At 47.8% G+C, this 24,450-nt stretch carries 18 protein-coding genes and 1 pseudogene; 7 read left to right on the top strand and 12 right to left on the bottom strand.

The features are described 5' to 3' along the window. Positions 1–3 precede the first annotated feature (3 nt). The 6 genes from argF (at position 4) to hemL (ending at position 4,636) form a co-directional block, all read left to right on the top strand. Positions 4–909, top strand: coding sequence for an ornithine carbamoyltransferase (gene argF, locus P8S55_RS06645; protein ID WP_289223452.1), 906 nt, complete (start codon positions 4–6; stop codon positions 907–909). A 16-nt stretch (positions 910–925) separates the two neighbouring features. Beyond that, entirely contained in the window at positions 926–1,588 is a 663-nt protein-coding gene (gene rpiA, locus P8S55_RS06640; RefSeq protein ID WP_289223451.1) for a ribose-5-phosphate isomerase RpiA, read from the top strand. Positions 1,589–1,713: 125 nt separating this feature from the next. Then, complete coding sequence (locus P8S55_RS06635; protein ID WP_289223450.1) at positions 1,714–2,211, top strand: TlpA family protein disulfide reductase; 498 nt, start codon at positions 1,714–1,716, stop codon at positions 2,209–2,211. A gap of 9 nt (positions 2,212–2,220) precedes the next feature. Next, positions 2,221–2,634, top strand: coding sequence for a rhodanese-like domain-containing protein (locus P8S55_RS06630; protein ID WP_289223449.1), 414 nt, complete (start codon positions 2,221–2,223; stop codon positions 2,632–2,634). Further along, on the top strand, positions 2,635–3,255 hold the full coding sequence (gene thiE / locus P8S55_RS06625; RefSeq protein ID WP_289223448.1) for a thiamine phosphate synthase: 621 nt from the start codon (positions 2,635–2,637) through the stop codon (positions 3,253–3,255). A 100-nt stretch (positions 3,256–3,355) separates the two neighbouring features. Next, complete coding sequence (gene hemL / locus P8S55_RS06620; protein WP_289223447.1) at positions 3,356–4,636, top strand: glutamate-1-semialdehyde 2,1-aminomutase; 1,281 nt, start codon at positions 3,356–3,358, stop codon at positions 4,634–4,636. A 62-nt stretch (positions 4,637–4,698) separates the two neighbouring features. On the opposite strand, the gene ppsA is transcribed toward hemL, so the two are convergent. Together ppsA and P8S55_RS06610 are read right to left on the bottom strand one after the other, a co-directional pair. Beyond that, entirely contained in the window at positions 4,699–7,107 is a 2,409-nt protein-coding gene (ppsA, locus tag P8S55_RS06615; RefSeq protein WP_289223446.1) for a phosphoenolpyruvate synthase, read from the bottom strand. A gap of 40 nt (positions 7,108–7,147) precedes the next feature. Continuing rightward, on the bottom strand, positions 7,148–8,353 hold the full coding sequence (locus tag P8S55_RS06610; RefSeq protein ID WP_289223445.1) for a mechanosensitive ion channel family protein: 1,206 nt from the start codon (positions 8,351–8,353) through the stop codon (positions 7,148–7,150). Between the two features lie 118 nt (positions 8,354–8,471). Here P8S55_RS06610 and P8S55_RS06605 point away from each other — a divergent pair, with 118 nt between their 5' ends. Next, positions 8,472–9,308, top strand: coding sequence for an HDOD domain-containing protein (locus P8S55_RS06605; RefSeq protein WP_289223444.1), 837 nt, complete (start codon positions 8,472–8,474; stop codon positions 9,306–9,308). Here the strand turns inward: P8S55_RS06605 and P8S55_RS06600 are convergent. From P8S55_RS06600 to queA, 10 genes and pseudogenes are all read right to left on the bottom strand, one after another. Beyond that, a complete protein-coding gene (locus P8S55_RS06600; protein WP_289223443.1) occupies positions 9,305–12,892 on the bottom strand; it encodes a UvrD-helicase domain-containing protein in 3,588 nt (1,195 codons plus the stop codon). The two genes, P8S55_RS06605 and P8S55_RS06600, sit on opposite strands and share 4 nt — an antisense overlap. After that, entirely contained in the window at positions 12,893–15,631 is a 2,739-nt protein-coding gene (locus P8S55_RS06595; RefSeq protein WP_289223442.1) for a PD-(D/E)XK nuclease family protein, read from the bottom strand. Continuing rightward, complete coding sequence (locus P8S55_RS06590; protein ID WP_289223441.1) at positions 15,628–16,209, bottom strand: hypothetical protein; 582 nt, start codon at positions 16,207–16,209, stop codon at positions 15,628–15,630. The genes P8S55_RS06595 and P8S55_RS06590 overlap by 4 nt, the downstream gene beginning before the upstream one ends. Continuing rightward, positions 16,206–16,922: a M48 family metallopeptidase gene (locus tag P8S55_RS06585; RefSeq protein WP_289223440.1), complete on the bottom strand. Its 717-nt coding sequence runs from the start codon at positions 16,920–16,922 to the stop codon at positions 16,206–16,208. The genes P8S55_RS06590 and P8S55_RS06585 overlap by 4 nt, the downstream gene beginning before the upstream one ends. After that, positions 16,922–18,496, bottom strand: a complete 1,575-nt coding sequence (locus P8S55_RS06580; protein WP_289223439.1) for a peptide chain release factor 3 — start codon at positions 18,494–18,496, stop codon at positions 16,922–16,924. Before P8S55_RS06580 ends, P8S55_RS06585 begins: the two co-directional genes overlap by 1 nt. Positions 18,497–18,575: 79 nt before the next feature. After that, the gene (gene secF, locus P8S55_RS06575; protein ID WP_289223438.1) at positions 18,576–19,607 is read right to left on the bottom strand and encodes a protein translocase subunit SecF; all 1,032 of its coding nucleotides are present in this window, start codon (positions 19,605–19,607) and stop codon (positions 18,576–18,578) included. Between the two features lie 9 nt (positions 19,608–19,616). Then, positions 19,617–21,500, bottom strand: a complete 1,884-nt coding sequence (gene secD / locus P8S55_RS06570) for a protein translocase subunit SecD (protein ID WP_289223437.1) — start codon at positions 21,498–21,500, stop codon at positions 19,617–19,619. Positions 21,501–21,720: 220 nt separating this feature from the next. Continuing rightward, positions 21,721–22,038 (bottom strand): annotated as a pseudogene (gene yajC / locus P8S55_RS06565) (preprotein translocase subunit YajC); the annotation flags it as partial. A 103-nt stretch (positions 22,039–22,141) separates the two neighbouring features. Beyond that, complete coding sequence (tgt, locus tag P8S55_RS06560; protein ID WP_289223435.1) at positions 22,142–23,260, bottom strand: tRNA guanosine(34) transglycosylase Tgt; 1,119 nt, start codon at positions 23,258–23,260, stop codon at positions 22,142–22,144. A 13-nt stretch (positions 23,261–23,273) separates the two neighbouring features. Then, complete coding sequence (gene queA, locus P8S55_RS06555) at positions 23,274–24,311, bottom strand: tRNA preQ1(34) S-adenosylmethionine ribosyltransferase-isomerase QueA (protein WP_289223434.1); 1,038 nt, start codon at positions 24,309–24,311, stop codon at positions 23,274–23,276. Between the last annotated feature and the right edge of the window lie 139 nt (positions 24,312–24,450).

Below are 24,450 nucleotides of genomic sequence, written 5' to 3'. Positions count from 1 at the left end.
AACATGACAAACCAACATTTTTTAACCCTCAAAAGCCTCAGCAGTGAGCAACTTAACCAGCTACTTCAACGCGGGATTGAGTTAAAAGCGATGCAAAAGGCTGGCGAGATTTACGAACCCCTTAAAAACCAGACCCTAGCGATGATTTTTGAAAAGGCTTCGACGCGCACACGGATTTCATTTGAAGTGGGCATGACTCAACTCGGTGGCCATGCGCTGTTTCTTTCTCCGCGCGACACGCAGCTTGGCCGGGGTGAACCGATTGAAGACAGTGCACGGGTCATTTCGAGCATGGTTGATGGCATTATGGTTCGCACCTTTGAGCACAGCATTGTAGAAACCATGGCTGAGTTTTCTAGCGTACCGGTCATTAACGCTTTGACTGACGATTTTCATCCCTGCCAGCTTTTAGCTGATATGCAAACCTATTATGAACATCGCGGTTCAATTCAAGGCAAAACCGTGGTTTGGATTGGGGATGGTAACAATATGTGCCAATCCTATATCAATGCCGCCCAAATTTATGACTTCACACTAAGGATTGCCTGCCCAAAAGGCTTTGAACCGCGTGCGGATTTGGTTGAAATGGCGAAAGATCGAGTCGAAATCATTCGTGACCCGATGCAAGCTGCTGACCAAGCTGATTTAATTGTCACCGATGTATGGGCCAGTATGGGCCAAGAAGACGAACAACGTCTGCGCAAACAAGCGCTATCTCACTATCGCGTTAGCCAACCCCTAATGGCGCAGGCTAATCCTGATGCGCTGTTTATGCATTGCTTACCCGCCCATCGTGGCGAAGAAGTGACCGCCGAAGTGATTGATGGCCCGCAAAGCGTGGTGTGGGATGAAGCTGAAAACCGCTTACATGCCCAAAAAGCCTTACTTGAATTCTTAATGAAAAGATAAAAATAGGATCAAAACTATGACACAAGATGAATTAAAACAACTCGTTGCTAAAGCCGCTATTGATTATGTTGTACCTGAAACCATTATTGGCGTCGGTACCGGTTCAACCGCTAATTTCTTTATTGATGAACTGTCAAAAATTAAGCATACCATTGAAGGTACTGTCGCCAGTTCTGAAGCATCGGCTGAGCGTTTACGAGGTCATGGCATTCCGGTTTTAGACCTCAACAGTGTCAGCGAAATCTCGGTTTATATTGATGGTGCCGATGAAGCCGATCCAGGTTTGCATCTAGTTAAAGGCGGCGGCGGTGCATTAACCCGCGAAAAAATTGTTTTAGCGGTCGCTAAAAAGTTTGTCTGTATTGCGGATGAAAGTAAAAAAGTTGCTCTTCTAGGCAAATTCCCATTACCGATTGAAGTCATTCCTATGGCACGCAGTTATGTCGCGCGCGAAATCGTTAAGCGTTTTGGTGGCGAGCCGGTTTTACGTGATGGCTTTACTACGGATAACGGTAACATTATCCTCGACGTTCATGGCCTACAGATTACGGATCCCGTCGCACTGGAAACCGAAATCAACCAAATCGTCGGTGTCGTGACCAATGGCTTATTCGCCTGCCGCAAAGCCGATGTGTTTTTGTGTGGCGGCAAAAACGGGGTAGAAACCCTAAAAGCTTAGTTGCTAGTGGTATTTGGGTTCTTACTAAAGCTGTAAGAACTCAACAAAAGTCCTATTTTCTTTAACACTTCCGATTCACATTTTCATGTACATTACTTTCTTTATGATTATTATTTGGAGCGAAAATGAAAAGCCTATCTACCAAACTTTTTGCAGGCCTGGTTGCGGTTCTTGTAGGTGCATTAATCTACTTTACAATTTCAGGAGGCGAAAAAGCACCTAACGTTGAGGTAAAACTCAATTCTGGTGAACAGATTAATTTGACCTTACCCAAAAAACCCATCTTGGTAAATTTCTGGGCTACCTCCTGCCCAAGCTGTGTAGCCAAGATGGCGGATATGGCTAAGCTTAAAGAAGAATTTGGTGACCGCTTTGAAATCATCGCCATATCAATGAACTATGACCCTATAAACCAAGTTGAAGCCTTTATCCGCGCCAACCCCTATCCGTTTAATTTTGTGCAAGATACCGATGGCGCCTACAGCGAGGCCTTTGGCAATATCCGCTTGACCCCAACCACCTTCTTAATTGCGCCCAACGGCAATATTGTTTATCGCAAGATTGGCGATAGCGATTTTGAATTCTTAGCTCAACGTATTAACCAACTCAGCCCACAATTCTAGTAGAGCGCCATGAAAAAACTACTACTTGCCTGCGTAACCAGCTTTGTGCTTATCACCTCCGCATCGGCGATTGAACGTGATGACATAATTATGGCTTTGCAAGACTATATGGAAATGGCGGCTTTTGGCGACGGCGTGATTATGGCGGCTAACCTTGCTGAAATCAAAGACGAGGTGGTGTTGGTCGATGCGCGTCAAGCACAAGACTTTAGTAACAATGCAATTCCCGGTGCGATCAATATTGACTGGCGTTTTGTTTTATCCGAGCTAGATAAACTACCGGAAGACAAGATGATTGTCTTGTATTGCGATACCGGCATTTTGTCCTCAAAAGCCCATATGGCGCTACGATTAGTGGGGTATGACCAGGTTCGTGTATTATTCAATGGCCTAGCCGGTTGGCAGCAACATCATGGCCAGTAAGTGATAATCTCTGGTCTTTACGCTATAACCGACCCCAACTTATCACCAGGCCTGGTTGTTGTTGAGCATGTGCGCCAAGCCCTACTAGGTGGCGCACAGATTGTTCAATATCGCGATAAAACCTCCGCTTTTGAACAACAGGTTAGCCTCGCTCTACAGCTTAAATCGCTTTGTTTAAATCACAATGCATTATTCATTATTAATGACTCTATCCCTCTGGCGCTTGCTTGCCAAGCCGACGGTATTCACCTTGGCAAGGACGACAGTAGCTTAATTCACGCGCGTACTGCGTTAGGTGATAAGGCCATAATCGGAGTGTCATGCTATAACGATTTAACCCGTGCGCAACAGATGCAGGCTATGGGAGCTAACTATGTGGCCTTTGGGCGCTTCTACCCCTCAAAAACTAAACCCAATGCACCTCAGGCTGAGACCGCTACACTCATCCAAGCCAAACAAACGCTTAGCATTCCTTGTGTCGCAATCGGTGGAATTACTCAACACAATGCCCAACCGCTGATTGAAGCTGGCGCAAATAGCCTTGCGGTAATTCAAGGCGTATTCGCGCAAGCTAATATCCGCCAAGCTGCCACTGACATTAGCCAGCTATTCAAGGTATAATTTTGCCTATTCATTATTTACTGGTTTAACTCAATGGCTTTGATTTTATTAACCCTAGCTATGCGTTTCTAACAGCCATTAACCTACAAAGGATACTTTTATGTCTCGTTCTCATGATCTGTTTATCGCCGCGCAAAAACATATTCCTGGCGGGGTTAATTCGCCCGTTCGTGCATTTAAAGGTGTCGGTGGTGATCCGATATTTTTTAAATCTGCCAATGGCGCTTATTTAACCGATGAAGACGACAAGAAGTACATAGACTATGTTGGATCATGGGGGCCTGCGATTTTAGGTCACGCCCATCCTAAAGTGATTCAAGCGGTACAACGTCAAGCCGAGCATGGCTTAAGTTTTGGCGCACCAACCGTAATGGAAACCACCATGGCCGATTTAGTTTGCGAACTAATCCCCTCGTTTGATATGGTGCGCATGGTCAGCTCGGGCACCGAAGCCACCATGACCGCCATTCGTTTAGCACGTGGCTACACAGGGCGCGACAAAATCGTTAAATTTGAAGGCTGCTACCACGGTCACTCTGATTCCTTACTAGTCAAAGCCGGTTCGGGCGCGCTGACCCTGGGCGTGCCCTCCTCACCTGGTGTGCCTGCCGCCTTAGCCTCTGAAACCCTAACGCTCACCCATAACGATGCCGACGAAGTGCGCCAAGTATTCAGCGAAATCGGTGATCAAATCGCCTGTATTATCGTAGAGCCAGTAGCCGGCAACATGAATTGTATTCCACCTGAGCCAGGGTTTTTAGAAGCCTTACGTGAAGTGTGTGATCAACATGGTTCGGTATTGATTTTTGATGAAGTGATGTGTGGCTTCCGCGTAGGCCTTCAGGGTGCACAAGGCCGTTATGGGGTTACTCCCGACATCACCACCTTTGGCAAGGTGATTGGTGGGGGCATGCCAGTCGGGGCATTTGGTGGCAAAAAAGAAATTATGAGCCATATCGCCCCCCTCGGCCCGGTTTATCAAGCCGGCACGCTATCGGGCAATCCTATCGCGATGGCGGCGGGCTTAATGACGCTAAATCTACTCAAAGCCCCGGAGTTTTTTGAACACCTAGAACAAAAAGCAAAACGCCTGGTGGATGGCCTTCAAAAAGTAGCGGATGAAGCAGGCATCCCCTTTACCACCAACCAAGTAGGCGGTATGTTTGGTTTCTTCTTCACGGAAGAAAAAAATATTACCCGCTTTGCGCAGGTGGCACGAGGCAATATGGCGCGTTTCCGCAAGTTCTATCACGGCATGCTAAACGAAGGCGTTTACCTGGCGCCATCCGCATTTGAAGCGGGCTTTATCTCTGCCGCCCATTCAAATGCCGATATAGACCAAACCATTGAAGCCGCACGCATTGTGATGGCGAGTTTATAATCCGCTAATACGCTACACACCCCAAAAAAAAGCCCGCAAGCGGGCTTTTTCTATTATTCCATCTAACCCAGATGTTTAGCTTCTTTTTCCAAAATTAGCGGAATTGTTTTTAGCACCGAATCGGGGTTTAAGCTCATCGACTCTATGCCAATATCGACTAAAAACTCAGCCATTTCAGGGTAATCAGAGGGGGCTTGACCACACAAACCTATGTGTTTGTTATTACGCTTAGCCCCTTCGACCGCCCACTTGATCATCATTTTGATCCCGTCATCGCGCTCATCATACGAGGACGCCACTTTAGACGAATCACGGTCCACACCTAACACCAATTGGGTAAGATCATTGGTGCCAATCGAGAAGCCATCAAAATACTGCGCAAACTGATCGATTAACAGCACATTATTCGGGATTTCGCACATCATATAAATTTGCAAACCCTTTTCACCCCGCTTTAGACCATAACGTGCCATGACCTCAATCACCCTCTTGGCTTCATTCACTCTACGACAGAAAGGTATCATAATAATGACGTTATCCAGCCCCATGGTTTCACGCACACGACGTATCGCGGCACATTCTAATGCAAAGCTGGACTGATAATCGCCATCAATATAACGCGCCGCGCCACGATAACCAATCATCGGGTTTTCTTCTTTTTGTTCAAAGTACTGACCCGCTAACAACGAGGCGTACTCATTCGATTTAAAATCCGACATGCGCACCACAACCGGACGCGGATAAAATGCGGCGCCAATCGTGCCAATGCCTTCAGAGAGTTTTTCGACAAAATAAGTCTGGCCGTTTTCATAGCCTTTGATCAAATCCGCAACCTGCTTAGCTACCTGCTCACTTTCTATGCGTTTAGGGTACAACAAGGCCTGAGGATGCACCTTGATACTTTCATTGATAATAAACTCCATCCGCGCTAAGCCGACACCGGCAACCGGCAAGAAGCTGTGCTGGAAGGCTAAATCAGGATTACCTAAATTCAACATCACATCGGTTTTAGGTCGGGGCAAGTGTGACAGATCCGTTTTAGTGATTTTATACTCTAATTCACCACGATAAATAAATCCAGCTTCACCTTCTGCACAGGACACGGTTACCAAATCACCGGTTTTTAGTTTTTCAGTGGCAACATCACATCCCACCACCGCCGGAATACCCAGCTCGCGCGAAACAATCGCCGCATGACAGGTGCGCCCACCTCGATTGGTCACAATCGCTGAAGCGATTTTCATCACTGGCTCCCAATCGGGCGAGGTGGTGTCACTGACGAGGATTTCACCCGCCTGAAATTCATGCAGTTTTTCAACTGACTCAATCACGCGCACACGACCCACGCCAATCTTGGCGCCGACTGAACGGCCCGTCACAATTAATTCTTTTTCCGTTGCGCTTAAGGCATAACTGATGAGTGTCGAACCTGTGACCTGCGAAGCCACGGTTTCAGGACGCGCCTGAACTATAAACAACTCCCCTGTCAGGCCATCCTTTGCCCATTCCATGTCCATCGGCTTTTGATAACCGGCTTGCTGTGAATAATGGTCTTCAATTTTAATCGCGTATTCAGCTAGCTTAAGGGCTTCGTCGTCAGTGATACAAAAACGTGCACGATCGGCCTTTACGGTGGGTACATTTTTTACTGGCTCTTTGGTGCTGCCATTAGAGTAAACCATTTTGATTTTCTTAGAACCCATGTGGCGCTTTAACACCGCACGCGCACCCTTCTTGAAGGTTGGCTTATGGACAAAAAATTCATCCGGGTCTAGCGCGCCCTGTACTACGTTTTCACCCAAACCATAGGCGCCGGTAATAAACACCGCGTCTTGAAAACCGGTTTCGGTGTCAATCGAAAACATCACGCCGGAGGAGGACAAATCAGAACGCACCATCTGTTGAACACCAATCGATAACGCGACACTAAAATGATCAAAACCTTGATCAACCCGATAATGAATCGCACGATCGGTAAACAAGCTGGCAAAACAACGCTTACAGGCATCTAAAAACGCTGCATCGCCGCGAATATTTAGATAAGTATCCTGCTGCCCCGCAAAGCTCGCCGTCGGCAAATCCTCTGCTGTCGCTGAGCTACGCACCGCTAAACTCATCTGCTCACCGCACAATTCACGCAATTGTGCATAGGCAGCCAAGATTTCTTGCTTTAGATCATCAGGAAGTTCGGCTTGGTAAATCATTTGACGTGCTTTTTGACCGCGCATCTGCAAGTCCTTGACATTATGCGGTTCGAGTGCACCAATCAGCTTTTTAAGCTCATCCCAAATACCATTTTCTCTAAGCACATAGCGATAAGCCTCGGCGGTAATCGCAAAGCCATTGGGTACGGGCACACCCTTGGGCACTAAAATTTGATACATTTCGCCTAGCGACGCATTTTTACCGCCCACCAAGGGAATATCATCAATACCTATCTCTTCAAAAAACTTAATATAGTTATAGCTCATGCTTTATCCTCTCATTTATTATTTTCACGAACTTAAAAATCTAAGTGATACTTTGCCCTTTACCACCCAAGCGCTGGAAAGCCATTAGGTCAAACAAGGGCAATACAGCCAGTAAACGATCAAAAATATCTGACTGAATTTTTTCATAGTTTACCCAGGCTTTGTCAGCACTAAAACAATAAACCTCAATCGGCAAACCTAACTCAGTGGGCTGCAGCTGTCGCGCCATCACCATCAAATCTTGATTAATCAACGGGTGCTGGCGAAGCGTCCACTCTATATAAGCACGAAACACTGCCGAATTGGTTAAATCGACTTGATCTAAATCAACATAGTTTTGTTCTTCAAAAAACCGCGCTAAAAATGGGTTGTTTTTGAACTTGGTTAATTCCTCTTCATCCACAAAACGAACCGTATGAATATCAAGTTGAATGGAGCGTTTAATCCGTCGCCCGCCCGATTCTTGCATCGCGCGCCAATTAATAAACGAGTCTGAGATTAATGCATAGGTCGGAAAGGTGGTCACGGTATTATCCCAGTTGCGTACCTTAACCGTTGTTAACGCCACCTCAATCACGTTGCCGTTAGCACCGTATTTCGGCATTTCAATCCAATCACCCTTGGCAACCATTCGGTTGGCCGCAACCTGAACACTGGCCACCAACCCCAATAACGTATCGCGGAAAACCAATAACAGAACGGCCGTTAGCGCACCTAAACCACTTAACAAAAAGGCAGGAGAAGATCCCACTAACAAACTCACTGACAAAATACCCACAACGATAAAGGTGATCAATTTCACCAACTGGGAAATTACTCGATAGGGTAAATTAGAATTGCTAAACTTAAGTGCAAGGATAGCCGTGATTAAATCAATCAAGCTAGTAAAAGTTAACCCTATAAAAACATATAAATAAAGCCAGGTTATTTTGTTCGTCCAGATCTCCCAGGACTGCCAACTTGAAAAAAAGAACTCCACAAAGTTAATCAATAAAATAGCTGGAACCAAATGCGCAATATGACTCGCTAACCTGGGACGCTCCTCATGCGTAGCGGAGAGGGTGTCGCCATCTAGATGGTCAATTAAACGGCTCAACATAGGCAAAAGTAACTGCCTGGACAAATAAAAACCAAGCGCAATAAGAATCAAAACACTTAACAATGTCAAAAATAAGGCCGCAAATTCTTGCCCTGCCTCCTCAAGCCCTATAGCTTCAAGAACCTGAAGCAAGTAAACGTTAAACATAACTTTCCCTTTAGTGTATTCAAGCTGTTTGAACTCTAACATTTATAAGGTTGACTCTCAAGAGAGTGCTAAAATAGAAGGCCATCATTTTATATTTGGTACAGCTCAAAAGATGAACATGGAACAAACGCTTCGCCAAGCACTGCTGGCAATTAAAGGTCTAAAACTGCCTGAGTTGCCAGAAGAATTGATTTTGATTGAACAAGAATTAGCCAGCCGTTTTTGTAGCAGTCATCGTATTGTGGCGATTATTGAACAAAATACCACCCTGTCTGGTGAGGTATTGCGCTTAGCCAACTCCCCCGTTTATAAACTACGTCAACCTGCACAAACCATTGGGCAAGCTGTATTAATGCTGGGTTTGGACAATATCAAAAACCTGGTTTTTTCAGCAAGTATGAAACACCTGTTTAACTCTTCAGAACTTTACAAAGATATTATGAGCCATTCGGTTGACGTCGCCGTCTGTATGGCAGACCTATCAGAATGGGTTGCGGATATTACCCGCGACGAGGCTTATATGATGGGCTTATTTCACAATGCGGGTTGCCTTATGCTGGCAACTAAAGACCCAGAAAACTATGCCAAAATTTTCCAGCTATCTCACTCCAGCCCGAGTGAATATATTAAACGAGAGCAATTAAAATACAACACGTCTCATACCGCTATTGGTGTGTTACTTGGCAAAAAATGGCACCTACCCATTGATATTTTAAGTGCTATTTACCTGCACCATATCAGCGAGTGCCGAAAAATTGAAAATGATCGTGTACGTGCGTTAGTCGCACTGACTAAAATAGCTAACTCGATCGTGAGCGAAATTTCACTCGGTGCTTATCGAGGTGAAGAAATGAAACTCTATGAAAAAGATGGCAAAAATGAACTGATGATCCCTGATGGCGTAATCCGAGAAATTCGTATTGCGCTAATGGGTTACAGTAACCGCATCAGTTAGCCGCTAAACCTTTCCAGCTGATTTAACTCAACCCATTCATTGAGTTCAGTAAAATAGAGCGCCCATTTTTGTGGGCGTTGTTCGATTTGGTTGAAAAGTGCGCCGTAGCGCGCGAGCTGCGGGCGGTAGTCTTCAACTAGGCCCGCTAGAATTTCTGCTTGATCACCTGGGCGGGCTGCGCTGGTTTTGTAGTCGATTATCCAGCGTGTGCCGGTTTCATCGATAAAGGTGCGGTCAAGGATATGGTTTTCAACTTGTTCGAAATGGGAGGTCAGTGCCAATTCACAGGCACCATCCGTATGATTATTTTGTAGTGCCCAACGTAGGGTTGAGTGTGATAACGCATTATGCATTGATTTCACCACCCGCTCGATTGCCTGTTCGAGTTCGTCAGCCCGCACGCCCTGCTCAGATAACCAGCGGCGATAGATAAGGCGGCTTTGGTCAATTCGTTGTTTATTCCAGTGTTCTACCCCCGTTTTCGCCACCTGTTCAAGCAGTGCATGCACCAAATCACCAACGCGTCTAGCAACCAGGCCTGGTTGTGTCATTGCCGTTTTTTCAGGTTTAGTTTTACCCGATTCAGTTAGTTCAGTCACGCCAAGGGCGTTTTCACTTTCTTGCTGTTCTAACTTGGCTTTACTGGCTTTACTGGCTTTTAGCGCTGGCAAAGGCTGAGGTATTTGACTGCGCCAATCTTCTGGCTTATGGGTTTGATAGGGCAAATACTTGATCATGGCCGCGGGTATTTGGCTGTCGATTGCGCTAGCTGGCATGGCGGCTAGGCGTTCAATTTCTTGGTCAATCAGTGGCAAAAACTCGCCCGCGACCTGTCGCCAAAGTTGTGCCAATAGGCTGGTACTTGGCGGCTGAATGCCGGTATCTGTGTTTAAGGTTCGAGCGGCTTGGCTTGCGGAGAGATTCAGGCTGGCAAACAAATGCAATTGGTTTTGCGCGCGTGTTGCCGCAACATAAATCAAACGAGCGTCTTCAAACTGTTGTTTTTGCTGCTCTACCTTCGCAATCAGTTTATTCAATGCCCCACTTTGCCCGGTTTGATCCAGTGGAGCGAGCACCAACCCTTCGCCCTGTTCACTCGCAAACTCTAGCCAGCTGACCAGTGCGCGCTCGTTATGGCGAGGCTGTTTTGCCAAGCTGGGCAAGAGTACGGTATCAAACTGCAGGCCTTTGGATTTATGCATCGTCATGAGCTGCACCTTCTGCGCTTCTGGACGGCTATCGCCCCCTGCGTAAAGGGTTTGCACCCAGTTGTCGAGCTGCTGGCTATCCAGTGGCTCTGGGCTTTGGTCCCATTGCGCAAGCCCTTCAAAAAACACCTGCACATTATCCAGCTCTACCTCAGAATCCAGTGTTTGTGCCGCGGCTAATTGCCACCAGGCCTGGTGAACAACCCGTGAAAAAGGCTGTGAACCGATCAGCGCCATCGCGCTTTGTAAAATCGGCCAGGCTTGCGCCAAACGCGCTTGGCCCTCGGCTGTGCAGTTCAACCAGGCCTGGTCATTCGCCAAACAAGCGGTGAGGGACGCATAAAGTTTGGATTTGTCCGCCCCCAACAAGGCATACAAATCCACCAAGGATAAACCAATAAACGGCGCACGCAATAATGCAATCCAGGCACCTCGGTCATTACCATGTAATAACGCACGCGTTAAGGCGAGGCAGTCTTGAATTTCTTGGCGCTGGTTCAAGCCTTCTAACTCAACTGCACGAAACGCGATACCCTGTTGTTTAAGCTGGTAGGCTAAGGGCGCTAAATGCGAGCGCGAGCGCCCTAGTACCGCAATGCGGCCAGCGCCCTCACCCTCCGCCAACTCACTCATGCGATGCTGAATGATTTCAGCCATCTTCTGCGCTTGCGCAGCGCCAGTCTGATTTAGGGCCCAGTGAGTCTGGATTGCGCTATGCATGGTCGTTTGGTTTTCGAGCGCGTCTACACTGGATTGTTCTTGCGCTTGTTCTTGCGCTTGTGGGCTGGGTTGCGCCGGTGCATAACTGACCGCCCCCAGCACCAAATCATCTTGTTTAGGAAAGACTTTAGCGAAGGTCTGGTTGTACCAGTTGACCAACGCAGCATTTGAGCGAAAGTTCACCGTTAGGTTCAACGGCGTTAACGCAAAGGCTAAGGCTTGGTTGGTCCAAACCTGCAAGAAATTGCCGACTTCCGCTTCGCGGAAACGGTAAATCGATTGCATCGGATCGCCCACAATAAACAGGCTGCGCCCATCACCTGGCATCCAGCCGCGTACCAGCTTTTTAACCAAATCAAACTGACCCACACTGGTGTCTTGAAATTCGTCGATAAGCAGATGTTGAATTTGATAATCCAATTGCAGCGCTAGATCAGTCGGCGCTTCATCCTCACCCAAGGCATCGGATGCCGCTTGTGCGACTTCGATAAAATCGGTTTCTCCTGCGCTTTTAAAGGCTAATTTTAGATGCGCAACGGCATGGGTCAGCAACCTTATTAAATGCGCCAAATCTTGCCATTGCAGGTCGGTATATATCGGATCGGGAAGCATCATTAAATCCGCTAAGCCACTCACGGAGGCATCAGACAAACGATTAGCCAGCTCAGCCAGCAGCCCGTGCATCTTTTCTTTCGGTGCTTTGTCGCCAGCCGGAAAGCCACTACGCGCATCTACTTTTTTACGCAACTCGCCCTTTTGAGTCAACACAAACCCCGCCAGTTCACGCCAAGCGCCAAGCTCTTCTAGCGCCATCCCTAAGGGCCAATCGGCTTGCGCCAAGGATTGCAGCGGCGCATCGGGCTTATTGCCCAATACAAACCTTGCCAATTCGGGAAGTTCCTCACCCAGTTCAATAACAGGGCCCAGCTGCATGATCGCTTGCTGGGCTTGCTGTAATACCAAGGCTTCTAACGCGCTTTCTAGTTGTTCACGTTGTGCGCCGCCCAGTAAAATGCGCATCCACTGATCACGCTTTTTTAACATGCTGACCAACTGGTTTTCAGCACGACGATAACGGCCATTCACCAAGCGCAATAACGCCGCACTTTCTGTTTGCACCGCCTCCGAAGCCAGCACCGCGCGCGCGGCCTCGACATATAAGGCATCGCTATTTTGTTGTAAACTCGGCTGGGTGCCTAGTTTGGATAAAAACGGCATTTGTTGCACCAGATAGCCATTCATTGAATCAATCGTTCGAATGCGCAAACGGTTTGGATTATCCAATAAGCACCAGGCCTGGTCACGATCATGCTGCACCACATCACGCGCTAAACGCCAGGTGTTTTGGTCATAGACCTTATCGCTGTCGCACGTTGGATTAAGCCCCTGTTTAATCGCATGCAATACCCGTTCACGCATTTCAGCGGCGGCTTTTTTAGTAAAGGTCATCGCGACAATCTGCTCAGGCGTTTCCACCCGCGCCAACAGCGCCAAAAACCGCTGAGTTAACAAAGCGGTTTTACCCGAACCGGCTGGCGCTTGGACGATGTAAGAAAAATGCGGGTTAATCGCGCTTAAACGTGCCGCGCTATCGGCTAGGTTATCTTGACCCAGCGCAGGATGCCAGTTTGGGTTGTAGGCGATATGGGGGTTCATCTAATTATCCTCCGGTTGCATTTCATCATCCTCAAACGCTGCTCCACGCTGGGCCTTGACCTCGGGTAAACGCAAGGCCAACAGCGAAGGCGAATAAGCCAAGTCCTGCTCCTTAGTGAAGCGCATACTGGCATCACCCTGCGCTAAGGCTTGAGCAAGCTGCTCAACCTGTTGCATTAAGAAGTCGATAAAATCAGGCCATACGACATCCTGCCAATCGCCTTTTTCGCTGATTTTCTCCCAACTTTTACCGGTTTTTACAACCAGGCCTGGTTGCTCACTAAGTAGATTCCAATTAACCCCCTTATCCGAACTCAGCAAACCATAACCCAGCCCTGCAATCGGTGAATCAATCCCATGCAAATACACCGCTAATTGCGGCGCACGAATCGGCTCAGACAGCAAATCGTTCACACTGGCTTGACCGGTTTTATAATCCAATAACAGCGCGCCTTGCTCGGTTTGGTCAATGCGGTCTATCGAGATTTTAAAGCCGATACCGGCCAGCCTAAGCTCCAGTTCTAATTCGGTCGCGATCACTTCAAAGCCACAGGGTCGCGCGCGCTCCAACTCAATCCATTGTTGTAATAACACAGCCATCCGCTGCTGTTCTTGTGCCAGATAGCTTGGCGAAAAATGCGATTGAAGCTGGCTAAATTCTTCGGCTAATAATTCCGCGAGCTGCTGATTCACCTGTTCAGCTTCCATTGCTTTCAACGCGGTCTGAGTGCGCGTTTGTTGCCAAAAAAGTTGCAGGACACGATGTAAAATCCGCCCCTGGTCGGTACTGGCCAGACCATCTTCCACCGTGTCCAAACCATACTTTGCACCTAAGCGATAATCAAAAAATGCCATTAAGGGACATTGCATTTGGGCTTTTAAAATCCCCGAACCGCCTGGCGCACGCATCCCCGCATCAATCGGTGGCGCTTGGTTATCCAACCGCCATTCGGCTTGGGGTCGTTGTAACCAGGCCTGGTGGCTAGAGCTGCAAAACGGCTGCGCGGGGTAATGATTGATTGAATCTTCAAGCAAGTTGGCGATCAATGGACTTGGTAGGCTCATCGCCTCCCCTTTCTGGCGCGCATAACTCAACACCACCCGAGGCGCACTGGCTTTTAATCGCTGGGTCAAGTGTTGCGCATAATCCAGCTCACGCGACGCATCACAACGCGGACACTGTTGCTGGCGCTGCCAACTCAATGGCAAAAAGGCATTAGGCTGAGGGGGGCGTGGCCAGGCCTCATCATTCAACCCCATCACCCAAAGCGCATCAAACGGCTGACCGCCGGCTTCGAGCATACCGATGACTTGAATCGGCTGGATCCAGGTACTTTGAGCTTGATGCAGTGTTTGGGCGCAATAGGCTTGCCATTGGCTGAGCCAAGCGCTCAGGCTTTGCTTGTTCGGCATCGCGCGCAAACTGGCAAAACTTTGTAACCTGTCTAGCCATTTTTCGCGTTGCTGATAAATCTCTGAGCTAAAGCCCGCCAACTTGGCATCAAACAACCCGACCACTTGACTCACCCAGTCAGCAAATTGAGCTAGATTAGGCGATGTGGGTGGGCTAATGTCGATCATTTGACTTAAGAGTTTGGCCAAGCTATCAGGCCAAGCAAGCTGCTCAGTTCGCTTGGCCAAGGCCGGCCAGTTTAGCCGCGCCCATTGTAATTTACGCAGTTGATTATCCAAGCCCTGTAGCCCACTCAGCTCACCCAATTGAAACGGCGAGGTGAGCCATTGACTCCAATCTTGATACGCCAGCGGTTGTTTGGGTTGCGCCGCCATTTTTAAACTCTGGTGCAAAAACCCAACATAAGGCAGTTGGGTCAAAGGCGTGCCCAAAGAAATATTGTACAGCCGCTCGGTTGAATGCTGGGCGAGTATCGGGTGATTTTCAAAGGTTTGATATAGGGTATCATCCAACCAAAAGGCTAAGGGCGCTTTGATGTCAGCGACATTCGGCGCGACGACGCCCACCCGCAAACTCGATAGGCTGTGCCCTTGTTCTATGGCGTTTTGCAGGGTTTGAGCGCAAAATAACGCCGCCTGTTGGCATTCATCCCGCAGGTCGGCGCCGGCATAGATTTGAACGGTTTGTGTTTGAGCGATTTGTGTTTGCGTGTAGCCAAGCTCAGCCATAGTATGCTGGCATCCACGCAGACTAGACAGGTTTTTCCAATGGTGCATCACCGGCGTCAGTTCGTCAAAACCATGCCATATCACCTGCTGCGGACAGCCACCCACGCCCTGCTCAAACCAAGCCAAACGCTGTTGCATTAAGCTTGGCTCATCAATAAACCCGCGCTTTTCCAACCAGGCCTGGTAGTCCTGCGCACAAAGTTCAAACAAACGCCCCTCTTCAGTTAGCATCTCAAGCGGAGCAGGGGTTTGATACTCAATCCATAAACACCAGGCCTGGTAGAGTTGCTTGGCGGTTTCGGCTAAATTTAATAAGGCGGTGGGGCAATGTTTTTCAAGCAAAGTTTGCCATTGTTGGCTGGCTTCAAAATCAGAAATTAAATGCTTAGGTGAGCTGGGCAACTCGCCAGCCAACTCGCCACCTAACAACGCCTGCTGCTGCCAGTCTTGCCAAAACTGCCCCCAGGTTAAAATGGTCGGCGTAAAGCTAACTGCTTCGCGCTTCTCTAGGGCAAATTGAGTTTTTAATGCCTGACTAAGCCGCGAGTTCGCGCTGATGTGAATAACCCGTTTGTCGACAAACTTTTGTTCGCTCATGCTTTGCCCTCTTCGCTTTCTGCTGCCTGCAATTCGCGCTCGATTTGTTCAATACTGGGTAGGCTGGTTTCAAGAGCTTCCGGCAGAGCGCGGGTCAACTCGTAGCTGGAAACGCCGATGAGTTTATCGACACCACACAAGGCATATTCGGCCAGCACTCTGTTGGGTTGCTGGCACAGGATAGGCCCGATTTCCAGTTCGCGTTCGTGAAAACCCAACTCGAGGCTCAAAAAGTCAAACAGATACGGGTCTTTCAGCGTTTGCTGCACCAAGTCTGAGTCAGGAGCAGGCAGACGGCTGGCAAGGTTGCTAATGGCCCGTCCTTGGCGCTGGTGCGCAGCAGATTCAATCTGCATCACTAGGGTATTGCGGATCCAGCCGTTATTCACGACGGCTTGCATGTACCAGCGGCGAGTGGGCAAATCTTTGACCTTAGCCATCAGTTCGGCGTTGAGTTGAGTGAGCTCAATTGTTTTGCGGGTGTCTTCGGCTTCGACATAGCTGCTGAGGGATAGGTTGTAGTTGTAATCGTAGTTGTAGTCGTAGTCGTTGGCGGCACGATGTTGCATGCTGGTCATAGCGTATTTCCTGATAAACTATAAAGTTGACTAATAATCGGATGTCCGTTTTGTTTGAGCCAAGCCTTGGCTTGCTCGGTGTTGGGGTAATGCCAACGAACTAGCTGCCAGAAGGCAGGCGAATGATTCATGTGAGTTAAATGACAAAGCTCATGCACGATAACATAATCCACCACCCATTGTGGCAACCCGATTAACATCCAATTTAATTGAATGCGCCCATGACGATCACAACTGCCCCAACGCGCTTTATAGGTTTTGATTTGTAGTCCCGTCGGCTGAAAACCTGTCTGCGCCGCCCAATAATTAAAGCGTGAGGGCAGCCATTCATTCACCCGCTCTAAATACCAGCTGAATAACGCTTGCTTAGCATCGGCATGAGAAGGCAATAACAGCTTATTTTTTTGTTGTTGAACTGGATAAGCATCAGCCTGCTCCAAAACCAAACCCTCACCCAAATAGGGCCAACGCTCACCAATTGAGCCGCTAAATACCGCTGGCTGAGGTTTTAAAGCTAGTTTTGAGAGTTGTTCTTCCAACCAGGCCTGGTTGGCCAGTGCAAAGCCTTCTAACTGCTTGAAAGCTACCTTAGGCGGCGCTAACAACGCCACCTCGCCGGTCGGCTTTATACGCAAAGCCAAGCGCTTACGCCTTGGATGCGTTTTGATTGGGATTTGTAGCTGACCCAGCTGAACCCCATTCCTAAAGGACATTAGTGCTCGCGAGTAGCTACAAATTTAAGTTTTGGCCAGCGCTCTTCGGTTAACTGCAGATTAACCCGCGTTGGGGCGATATAGACCAGTTGATCGGCGGCATCATAGGCGACGTTGTCAGTAACTTTATCAAGAAATTTTTCAATCTCCTCCTTGTCGCCAATAACCCAGCGCGCAGTGGCAACGTTAACAGGCTCAAACTGACAGGTTACGTTGTATTCGTCGGTTAAGCGCTGGGCGACCACTTCAAACTGCAAAATACCTACTGCGCCCAAAATTAAATCATTGTTTATCACAGGGCGATAAAGCTGGGTCGCGCCCTCTTCGGATAATTGGGTTAAGCCTTTTTGCAAGGCTTTCATTTTCATTGGGTCTTTTAGGCGTGCACGGCGGAACAGCTCAGGCGCAAAGTTTGGGATACCGGTAAACTTGAGGATTTCGCCTTCGCTAAAGCTATCGCCTATTTTTATTGTGCCATGATTGTGCAAGCCAATGATATCGCCTGGATAGGCTTCTGCTGCCTGTTCACGTTTATTGGCTAAAAAGGTAATCGCTTTGGAGATTTTAACATCCTTGCCAATACGAACGTGTTTGAGCTTTTTACCGGCTTCGTACTTACCCGATACAATACGCATAAACGCCACGCGGTCACGATGTGCGGGGTCCATATTGGCCTGAATTTTGAACACAAAACCGGTCATTTTATCTTCATCCGCTTTGACAAATCGGTCTTCGGTTTCACGGCCTTTGGGCGGCGGCGCATACTGCGCAAAACCATCCAACAACTCTTGTAAACCAAAGTTATTCACCGCCGAACCAAAAAATACCGGGGTTTGTTTTCCTGCTAAAAAACGTTCTAAATCAAATTCATGGCTAGCGCCGCGCACCAATTCAATCTCATCCCGCAGTTCATCGGCCATGCTGCCAATCAACTCATCGAGTCGTGGGTTATCCAAGCCTTTAATCAGCTCACCTTCACCGGCACGTTGGCCATCGGCTTGGGCAAACAAACGAATCGTGTCGTGATAGATATTGTAAATCCCCTTAAAGCGCTTACCCATGCCAATCGGCCAAATCATCGGGGCGCACTCAATTTTTAACACCTCTTCCACTTCATCCAACAACTCGATCGGCTCTTTGCCTTCACGGTCCATTTTGTTGATAAAGGTTAAAATCGGCGTATCCCGCAGGCGACAGACCTCCATCAATTTAATGGTTCTGTCCTCCACCCCTTTCGCCACGTCAATAACCATCAGCGCCGAATCCACCGCGGTTAACACCCGATAGGTATCCTCAGAGAAGTCCTCATGCCCGGGTGTATCCAGCAGGTTTATCATCACGCCTTTATAGGGAAACTGCATCACCGACGAGGCCACAGAAATCCCACGCTCTTGTTCCATTTTCATCCAGTCTGAGGTCGCGCCACGATCGGTTTTGCGGCTTTTTACGGCGCCTGCCATCTGAATCGCACCACCGTATAACAATAGTTTTTCTGTAACGGTGGTTTTACCCGCATCCGGGTGCGAGATAATCGCAAAGGTGCGACGAGCTGTGGTTTCTAAAATCAGTGACATTATTTTCTACTTATTAATCAATTCAATATGCGTTCTCACCAGGCAGTGAGAACAGGTCCAACAAGAAAAAACCTAAGCGTTATTGGCTTTCTTCTTTTTGTTTACGTTTAGCTTCCGCATCTAAGAAGGCACGTTTGAGATCATCATCCTCTTCTTCACCGTTTTCAGTTTGCCTTTTAACCGGTGGCATCAAGTCTTGCTTCGACACACCTAAGGCCAAGGCGGTGGTGCTCGCCACATAAATCGACGAATAGGTTCCCACCACAACGCCCACAATTAATGCCGTGGCAAAGCCATGAATGATTTCACCGCCCAGTGTAAACAAAGCCGTTAACACCAGCAATGTGGTTAAGGAGGTCATCAAGGTTCGCCCTAGCATGTCATTTAAGGCTTTATTACTCACCTCAACCGGGGTACCATCCCTAACGGTGCGGAAATTTTCTCGCACCCGGTCAAACACCACAATCGTGTCGTTAAGTGAATAACCGATAATCGCAAGTAGAGCCGCTAGCACGGTTAAATCAAACTGCATCTGCGTCCAAGCAAAAATACCAATGGTAATCGTCACATCATGCACCAAGGCGGCAATCGCGCCCAATGAAAAACGAAACTCAAAGCGTAACGCCACATAAATCAGTATGCCAATAAGCGCATACAACACCGCTAACGCGCCATCGGTGGTTAACTCTTCACCCACCTGAGGGCCAACAAACTCGACGCGGCGTAACTCTATTTTATCTGTACTGGCTTTTTGCAATACATCCATCACCTCATTGCTCAAGCTAGCCGAGGCCATGCCTTCACGCGGGGCGATACGAATCAGCACTTCGCGCGATGAGCCAAAATGCTGAACCTGTGCCTCTTCATAGCCTGCGTTCGCTAAATCCTGACGAATCAGATTTAAATCCGCACCTTGCGGATAAGTCAGCTCAATAATCGTACCCCCGGTAAAGTCCACCCCCAGGTTAAGACCTTTATACCAGATACCGAAAATCGAGCCGGCAATTAAAATCAACGAGAAAACCACCGCTGGATAGCGGATTTTCATAAAGTTTATCTTGCCAAAATCGGTTTGATTTGGGCTTTCGATGGTTGGTGTTGTGTCCGTCATTTCAAGCTCCTAAATCGAGAGTTTCTTAACCGGCTTATTGCCATACAGCATATTGACAATCGCGCGGGTGCCTATAATGGCGGTAAACATCGAGGTGATAATCCCAATCGTCAAGGTAATCGCAAAGCCTTTAATTGGGCCAGTACCAAAGCTAAACAACACAATTGCGGCAATGAGCGTGGTGATATTCGCATCGGCAATGGTGATAAACGCCTTCTCATAACCAGCATGAATCGCGGTTTGTATCGAGGAGTTTTTCAACTCCTCTTTGATCCGCTCAAATATCAGCACATTGGCATCCACCGCCATACCCACCGTCAGCACTATCCCCGCAATCCCAGGTAGAGTTAAGGTCGCTTGCATTAAAGACAAGACCGCCACAATCAACACTAGGTTTAGCGTCAATGCGATATTGGCAATCATGCCAAAGGTTTTATAACGCCAAGCCATAACAATCAATACTAAGATAAAACCAACAATAACCGACATTAAGCCTTGATCAATGTTGTCTTGACCCAAGCTAGGGCCTACAGTACGCTCTTCCACAATTTCCATCGGTGCGGCCAAGGCGCCCGCACGAAGCAACAATGCTAAATTTTGTGCTTCTTGGGAGCTTGAAATACCGGTAATTTGAAAACGGTTTGCAAACTGATCTCGAATCACCGCCGCGTTAATCACATCACGCGTCACGATGCGCTCACGAACCATTTCACCATCACGCTCAACCGTCTCAACACGGCTTTCAATAAACACCACCGCCATGCGGTTGCCAATATTGTCGCGCGTGGTTGCTAACATTCGACGCCCCCCTGCGGCATCTAGGGTCACGCTAACCTGTGGCGAGCCTTGCTGTGCATCGATACCCGATTGCGCATTAATCACGCTTTCACCCGATACAATAATGCTGCGTTGTAATAAAATCGGTCGGCCATCACGGAAGGTATAAAGCTGAGCATTACCGGGAACCACCCCAGTCCTAACCGCTCGCTCAACATCGGCACGTTCGTCCACCAAACGAAATTCAAGCGTTGCGGTCGCGCCTAAAATCTCTTTAGCACGTGCCGTATCTTGCACACCGGGTAATTGCACCACAATTCGGCGTTCACCTTGTTGTTGAATAATCGGTTCGGCCACACCCAACTCATTAATTCGATTACGCAAGGTGGTAATATTTTGCTGCAACGCAAACTTTTTAGTCTCATCAATCACTCTTGATGACAGGCTAAGCTCAACCAGCGGCTGAGCATCTATATCTAAAGAGCGTAATTGAAGTTCATTACGGTATTCGCGGCTTAATAAACTAAACCCTTGATCACGCGCATCAGGTGTGCGAAACACAATACGCAGGGTTTCATCTTGGTAGTCTATAGTTTGATAGCGAATGCGTTCATCACGCAGTAGCACACGAATCTCGTCATCAAAACGACGATACGCCCCCTCTACCGCCGCATCCATATCGACATCCATCAAAAAATGAACCCCACCGCGCAAGTCCAAACCTAAATACATCGGCTGCCCCCCCAAAGAGCGCAGCCAGTTAGGTGTCGCAGGCGCTAAGTTAAGCGCTACAATTGCCTGACGACCAAAGGTCTCACGTATCAGGTCGTTAGCACGTAATTGCGCTTCAACATCATCAAAACGTATGAGATATTGTTGACCATCAAACACCAAGGATTTAGGCACCAGGCCTGCTTGTGATAAGGCTTTTTCAATCTGCTCAGTGGTTTGGTGATTAAACTGCCCTACCTGAACGGGTGATACCTGCACCGCTGGATCATCACCAAACAGGTTTGGCATGGCATAGGTCAAGCCTAATACCACCGCCGTAATGAGCACAAGATACTTCCACATAGGGAAACGATTGGAGACTAAGTTGCGTTGTGATTCAAACATGAGTTTTGCCTTTAGATGGGCTTGCGTGACAATAAGTTCACATTAAGGTTTTTTACATTACATGAGTTAATGAAAAAAGGGGCTAGTGCCCCTTTTTGCTCAAAACAGACCATTAATTCTGCTTTTCTGCTTTATCATTCGATTCTGAATCTAGCTCAGTATCGTCATCATTTCTGGTGGATTTGTTATCGGCTTTAGTATACGCTTTTGTCGCCGTGCCTTTGAGCGTACCTTTTGGCAATAAGCGAGCAATATTTTGACGATCTACCTTAACAACCACATTGGGCGCAATTTCAAGATCACAAAAAGCCTCATCAAGTTCACGAATCTTACCGCCAATGCCGCCATAAGTAATGATTTCATCCCCTTTTTGAACTTCGCTGACCAGCTTACGATGTTCTTTTACTTTTTTCTGCTGAGGGCGAATCAGCAAGAAGTAAAAAATAACAAACAACAAAATTAGCGGGATTAAACCTTCCCAACCTGCTCCTCCAAAACCACCACCGTCAGCCATTGCATTGCTTATAAAAAAATCCATATCTACTCCCTAAAATGTGTATTTAAAAATTTGTCGCTGTATTTTGGCACAAGCGACAATAAAAATCAGCTTTTTTAAGCTAACCTCATGGTTATCACACCCTTCAATCATTCAAAACCGGCACATCGAGTCCCCGCGCGGCATAAAAATCGGCCACAAAAACATCAAACCGTGATTCCGCAATCGCCCTTCGAATAGTGCGCATTAAGGTTTGGTAATAATGAAGGTTGTGAATGGTGTTCAAACGCGCACCCAGAATTTCACCACACTTGTCCAAATGATGCAGATAAGCACGGGTATAGTTTTTACAGGTATAGCAATCACACTGTTCATCAATCGGCTCTAAGCTGGTTTTATGCACCGCATTGCGAATTTTCACCACCCCGGTATGGGTAAATAAAAAGCCATTACGTGCGTTGCGAGTCGGAATAACACAATCAAACATATCAATACCACGACGCACCGCCTCAACAATATCCTCCGGCTTACCCACCCCCATTAAATAACGCGGCTTATCCTTCGGCAACAAAGGTTCGGTGGCATCTAAAACTCGCTTCATATCTTCTTTAGGCTCACCGACCGACAAACCACCAATCGCATAACCATCAAAACCGATTTGCTGAAGCTTTTGCGCCGACTCTTTTCTCAAGTCAGCATACATCCCGCCCTGAACAATACCAAACAAGGCCGAAGGATTATCGCCATGGGCCTCTTTAGAACGCTGCGCCCAACGCAACGATAAGCGCATCGACACATCGGCTTCGAGATGCGTCGCAGGATAAGGGGTACATTCATCAAAAATCATCACAATATCCGAACCCAGGTCGCGCTGAATTTGCATCGACTCTTCAGGCCCCATAAAGATTTTAGAACCATTAACAGGATTGGCAAAGGTCACGCCCTCTTCGGTGATTTTTCGCATTTTACCCAAACTAAACACCTGAAACCCACCGGAATCCGTTAGAATCGGGCCTTGCCAGTGCATAAAATCATGCAAATCACCGTGTAGTTTAATCACCTCTGTACCTGGGCGAATCGCCAGATGAAAGGTATTTCCTAAAATAATTTGTGCACCGGTTTGAGTGATTTCTTCGGGTGTCATGCCCTTAACCGTACCGTAAGTACCTACCGGCATAAAAGCGGGGGTTTCAACCGTGCCGCGCTCAAATTTCAACCGTCCGCGACGCGCACGCCCGTCTTGTTTGTCTAATTCAAATTTCACTAGTGTTCCGTATTTAACTTATTTGTTTTATGCTGTTTTTGAAAACCAGCATCGCATCGCCATAACTAAAAAATCGATAGCCTTGTGCTACGGCATGACGATAGGCACTCATCGTATTGTCATAACCTGCTAAAGCACTGACCAGCATAATCAGGGTGGATTCTGGTAGATGAAAATTAGTCAGTAGCACATCCACCTGCTGAAACTGATAACCGGGACTGATGAAAATATCGGTTTCACCAGTATAGGGTTGCAATTCACCTTGCTGAGATGCGGACTCTAAACAGCGCACTGAGGTGGTACCCACCGCAATCACCCGCCCGCCTTTTGCTCGTGCCGATTTTACCTGATCAACCAGGCCTGGTTGCACCTCAAGCCACTCCGAATGCATAACATGTTCATTAATATTGTCCACTTGTACCGGCTTGAAAGTCCCGGCACCGACATGCAGCGTAACAAAACCAATATCTGCGCCTTTTTGCTTGATGGCATCCAGCATCGCATCATCAAAATGCAGGCCTGCTGTCGGCGCTGCCACCGCACCAGGCCTGGTGGCATAGACCGTTTGGTAACGTTCTTTGTCTTCAGCCGCATCAGCACGCTCAATATAGGGCGGCAGCGGCATATGTCCATAGGCTTCTAGCCAAGCCAAAGGCGTTTTCGCTGGATCAAATTTGACCTCAAATAATGCGCCTTGACGACCCAGCACTTCAACCTCAAACGCCTGTTCGATAATCAACTTAGCGCCGGGTTTGGGCGACTTTGATGAGCGAATATGGCACAAAGCACTGTCATCAGTCAAAATACGTTCAACCAGCAGTTCGACCTGACCACCGGTCATTTTTTTGCCAAGCAGCCGAGCTGGAATGACCTTGGTGTTATTAAAAACGAGCAGGTCGCTTGGCTGGATAAAATCCAAAATGTCAACGAACTGTTTATCCATGCAGGCCCGGCCCTTAAGCACCAATAAGCGACTTGCACGTCGTTCAGCGGTGGGGTGCTGAGCAATAAGTTCATTGGGCAGATCAAAATAAAAATCTTGGCGTTTCAACGTCCTGTCCTATTTACAAATTTAAGGCGTGTATTTTGACCGATTTGCCAGCAAAGTACCAGCGCTGTTCGCTTAGAAATAAAAAAGCCGGTTATCAACACGATTAACCGGCAAGACCAGAAACTAAAATGGTAGAAAG

Source organism: Thiomicrospira sp. R3, from assembly GCF_029581415.1.
Lineage (GTDB): Bacteria > Pseudomonadota > Gammaproteobacteria > Thiomicrospirales > Thiomicrospiraceae > Thiomicrospira.
The sequence above is the reverse complement of the archived record's forward strand: the minus strand, read 5'-3'. Positions and strand labels throughout refer to the sequence as shown.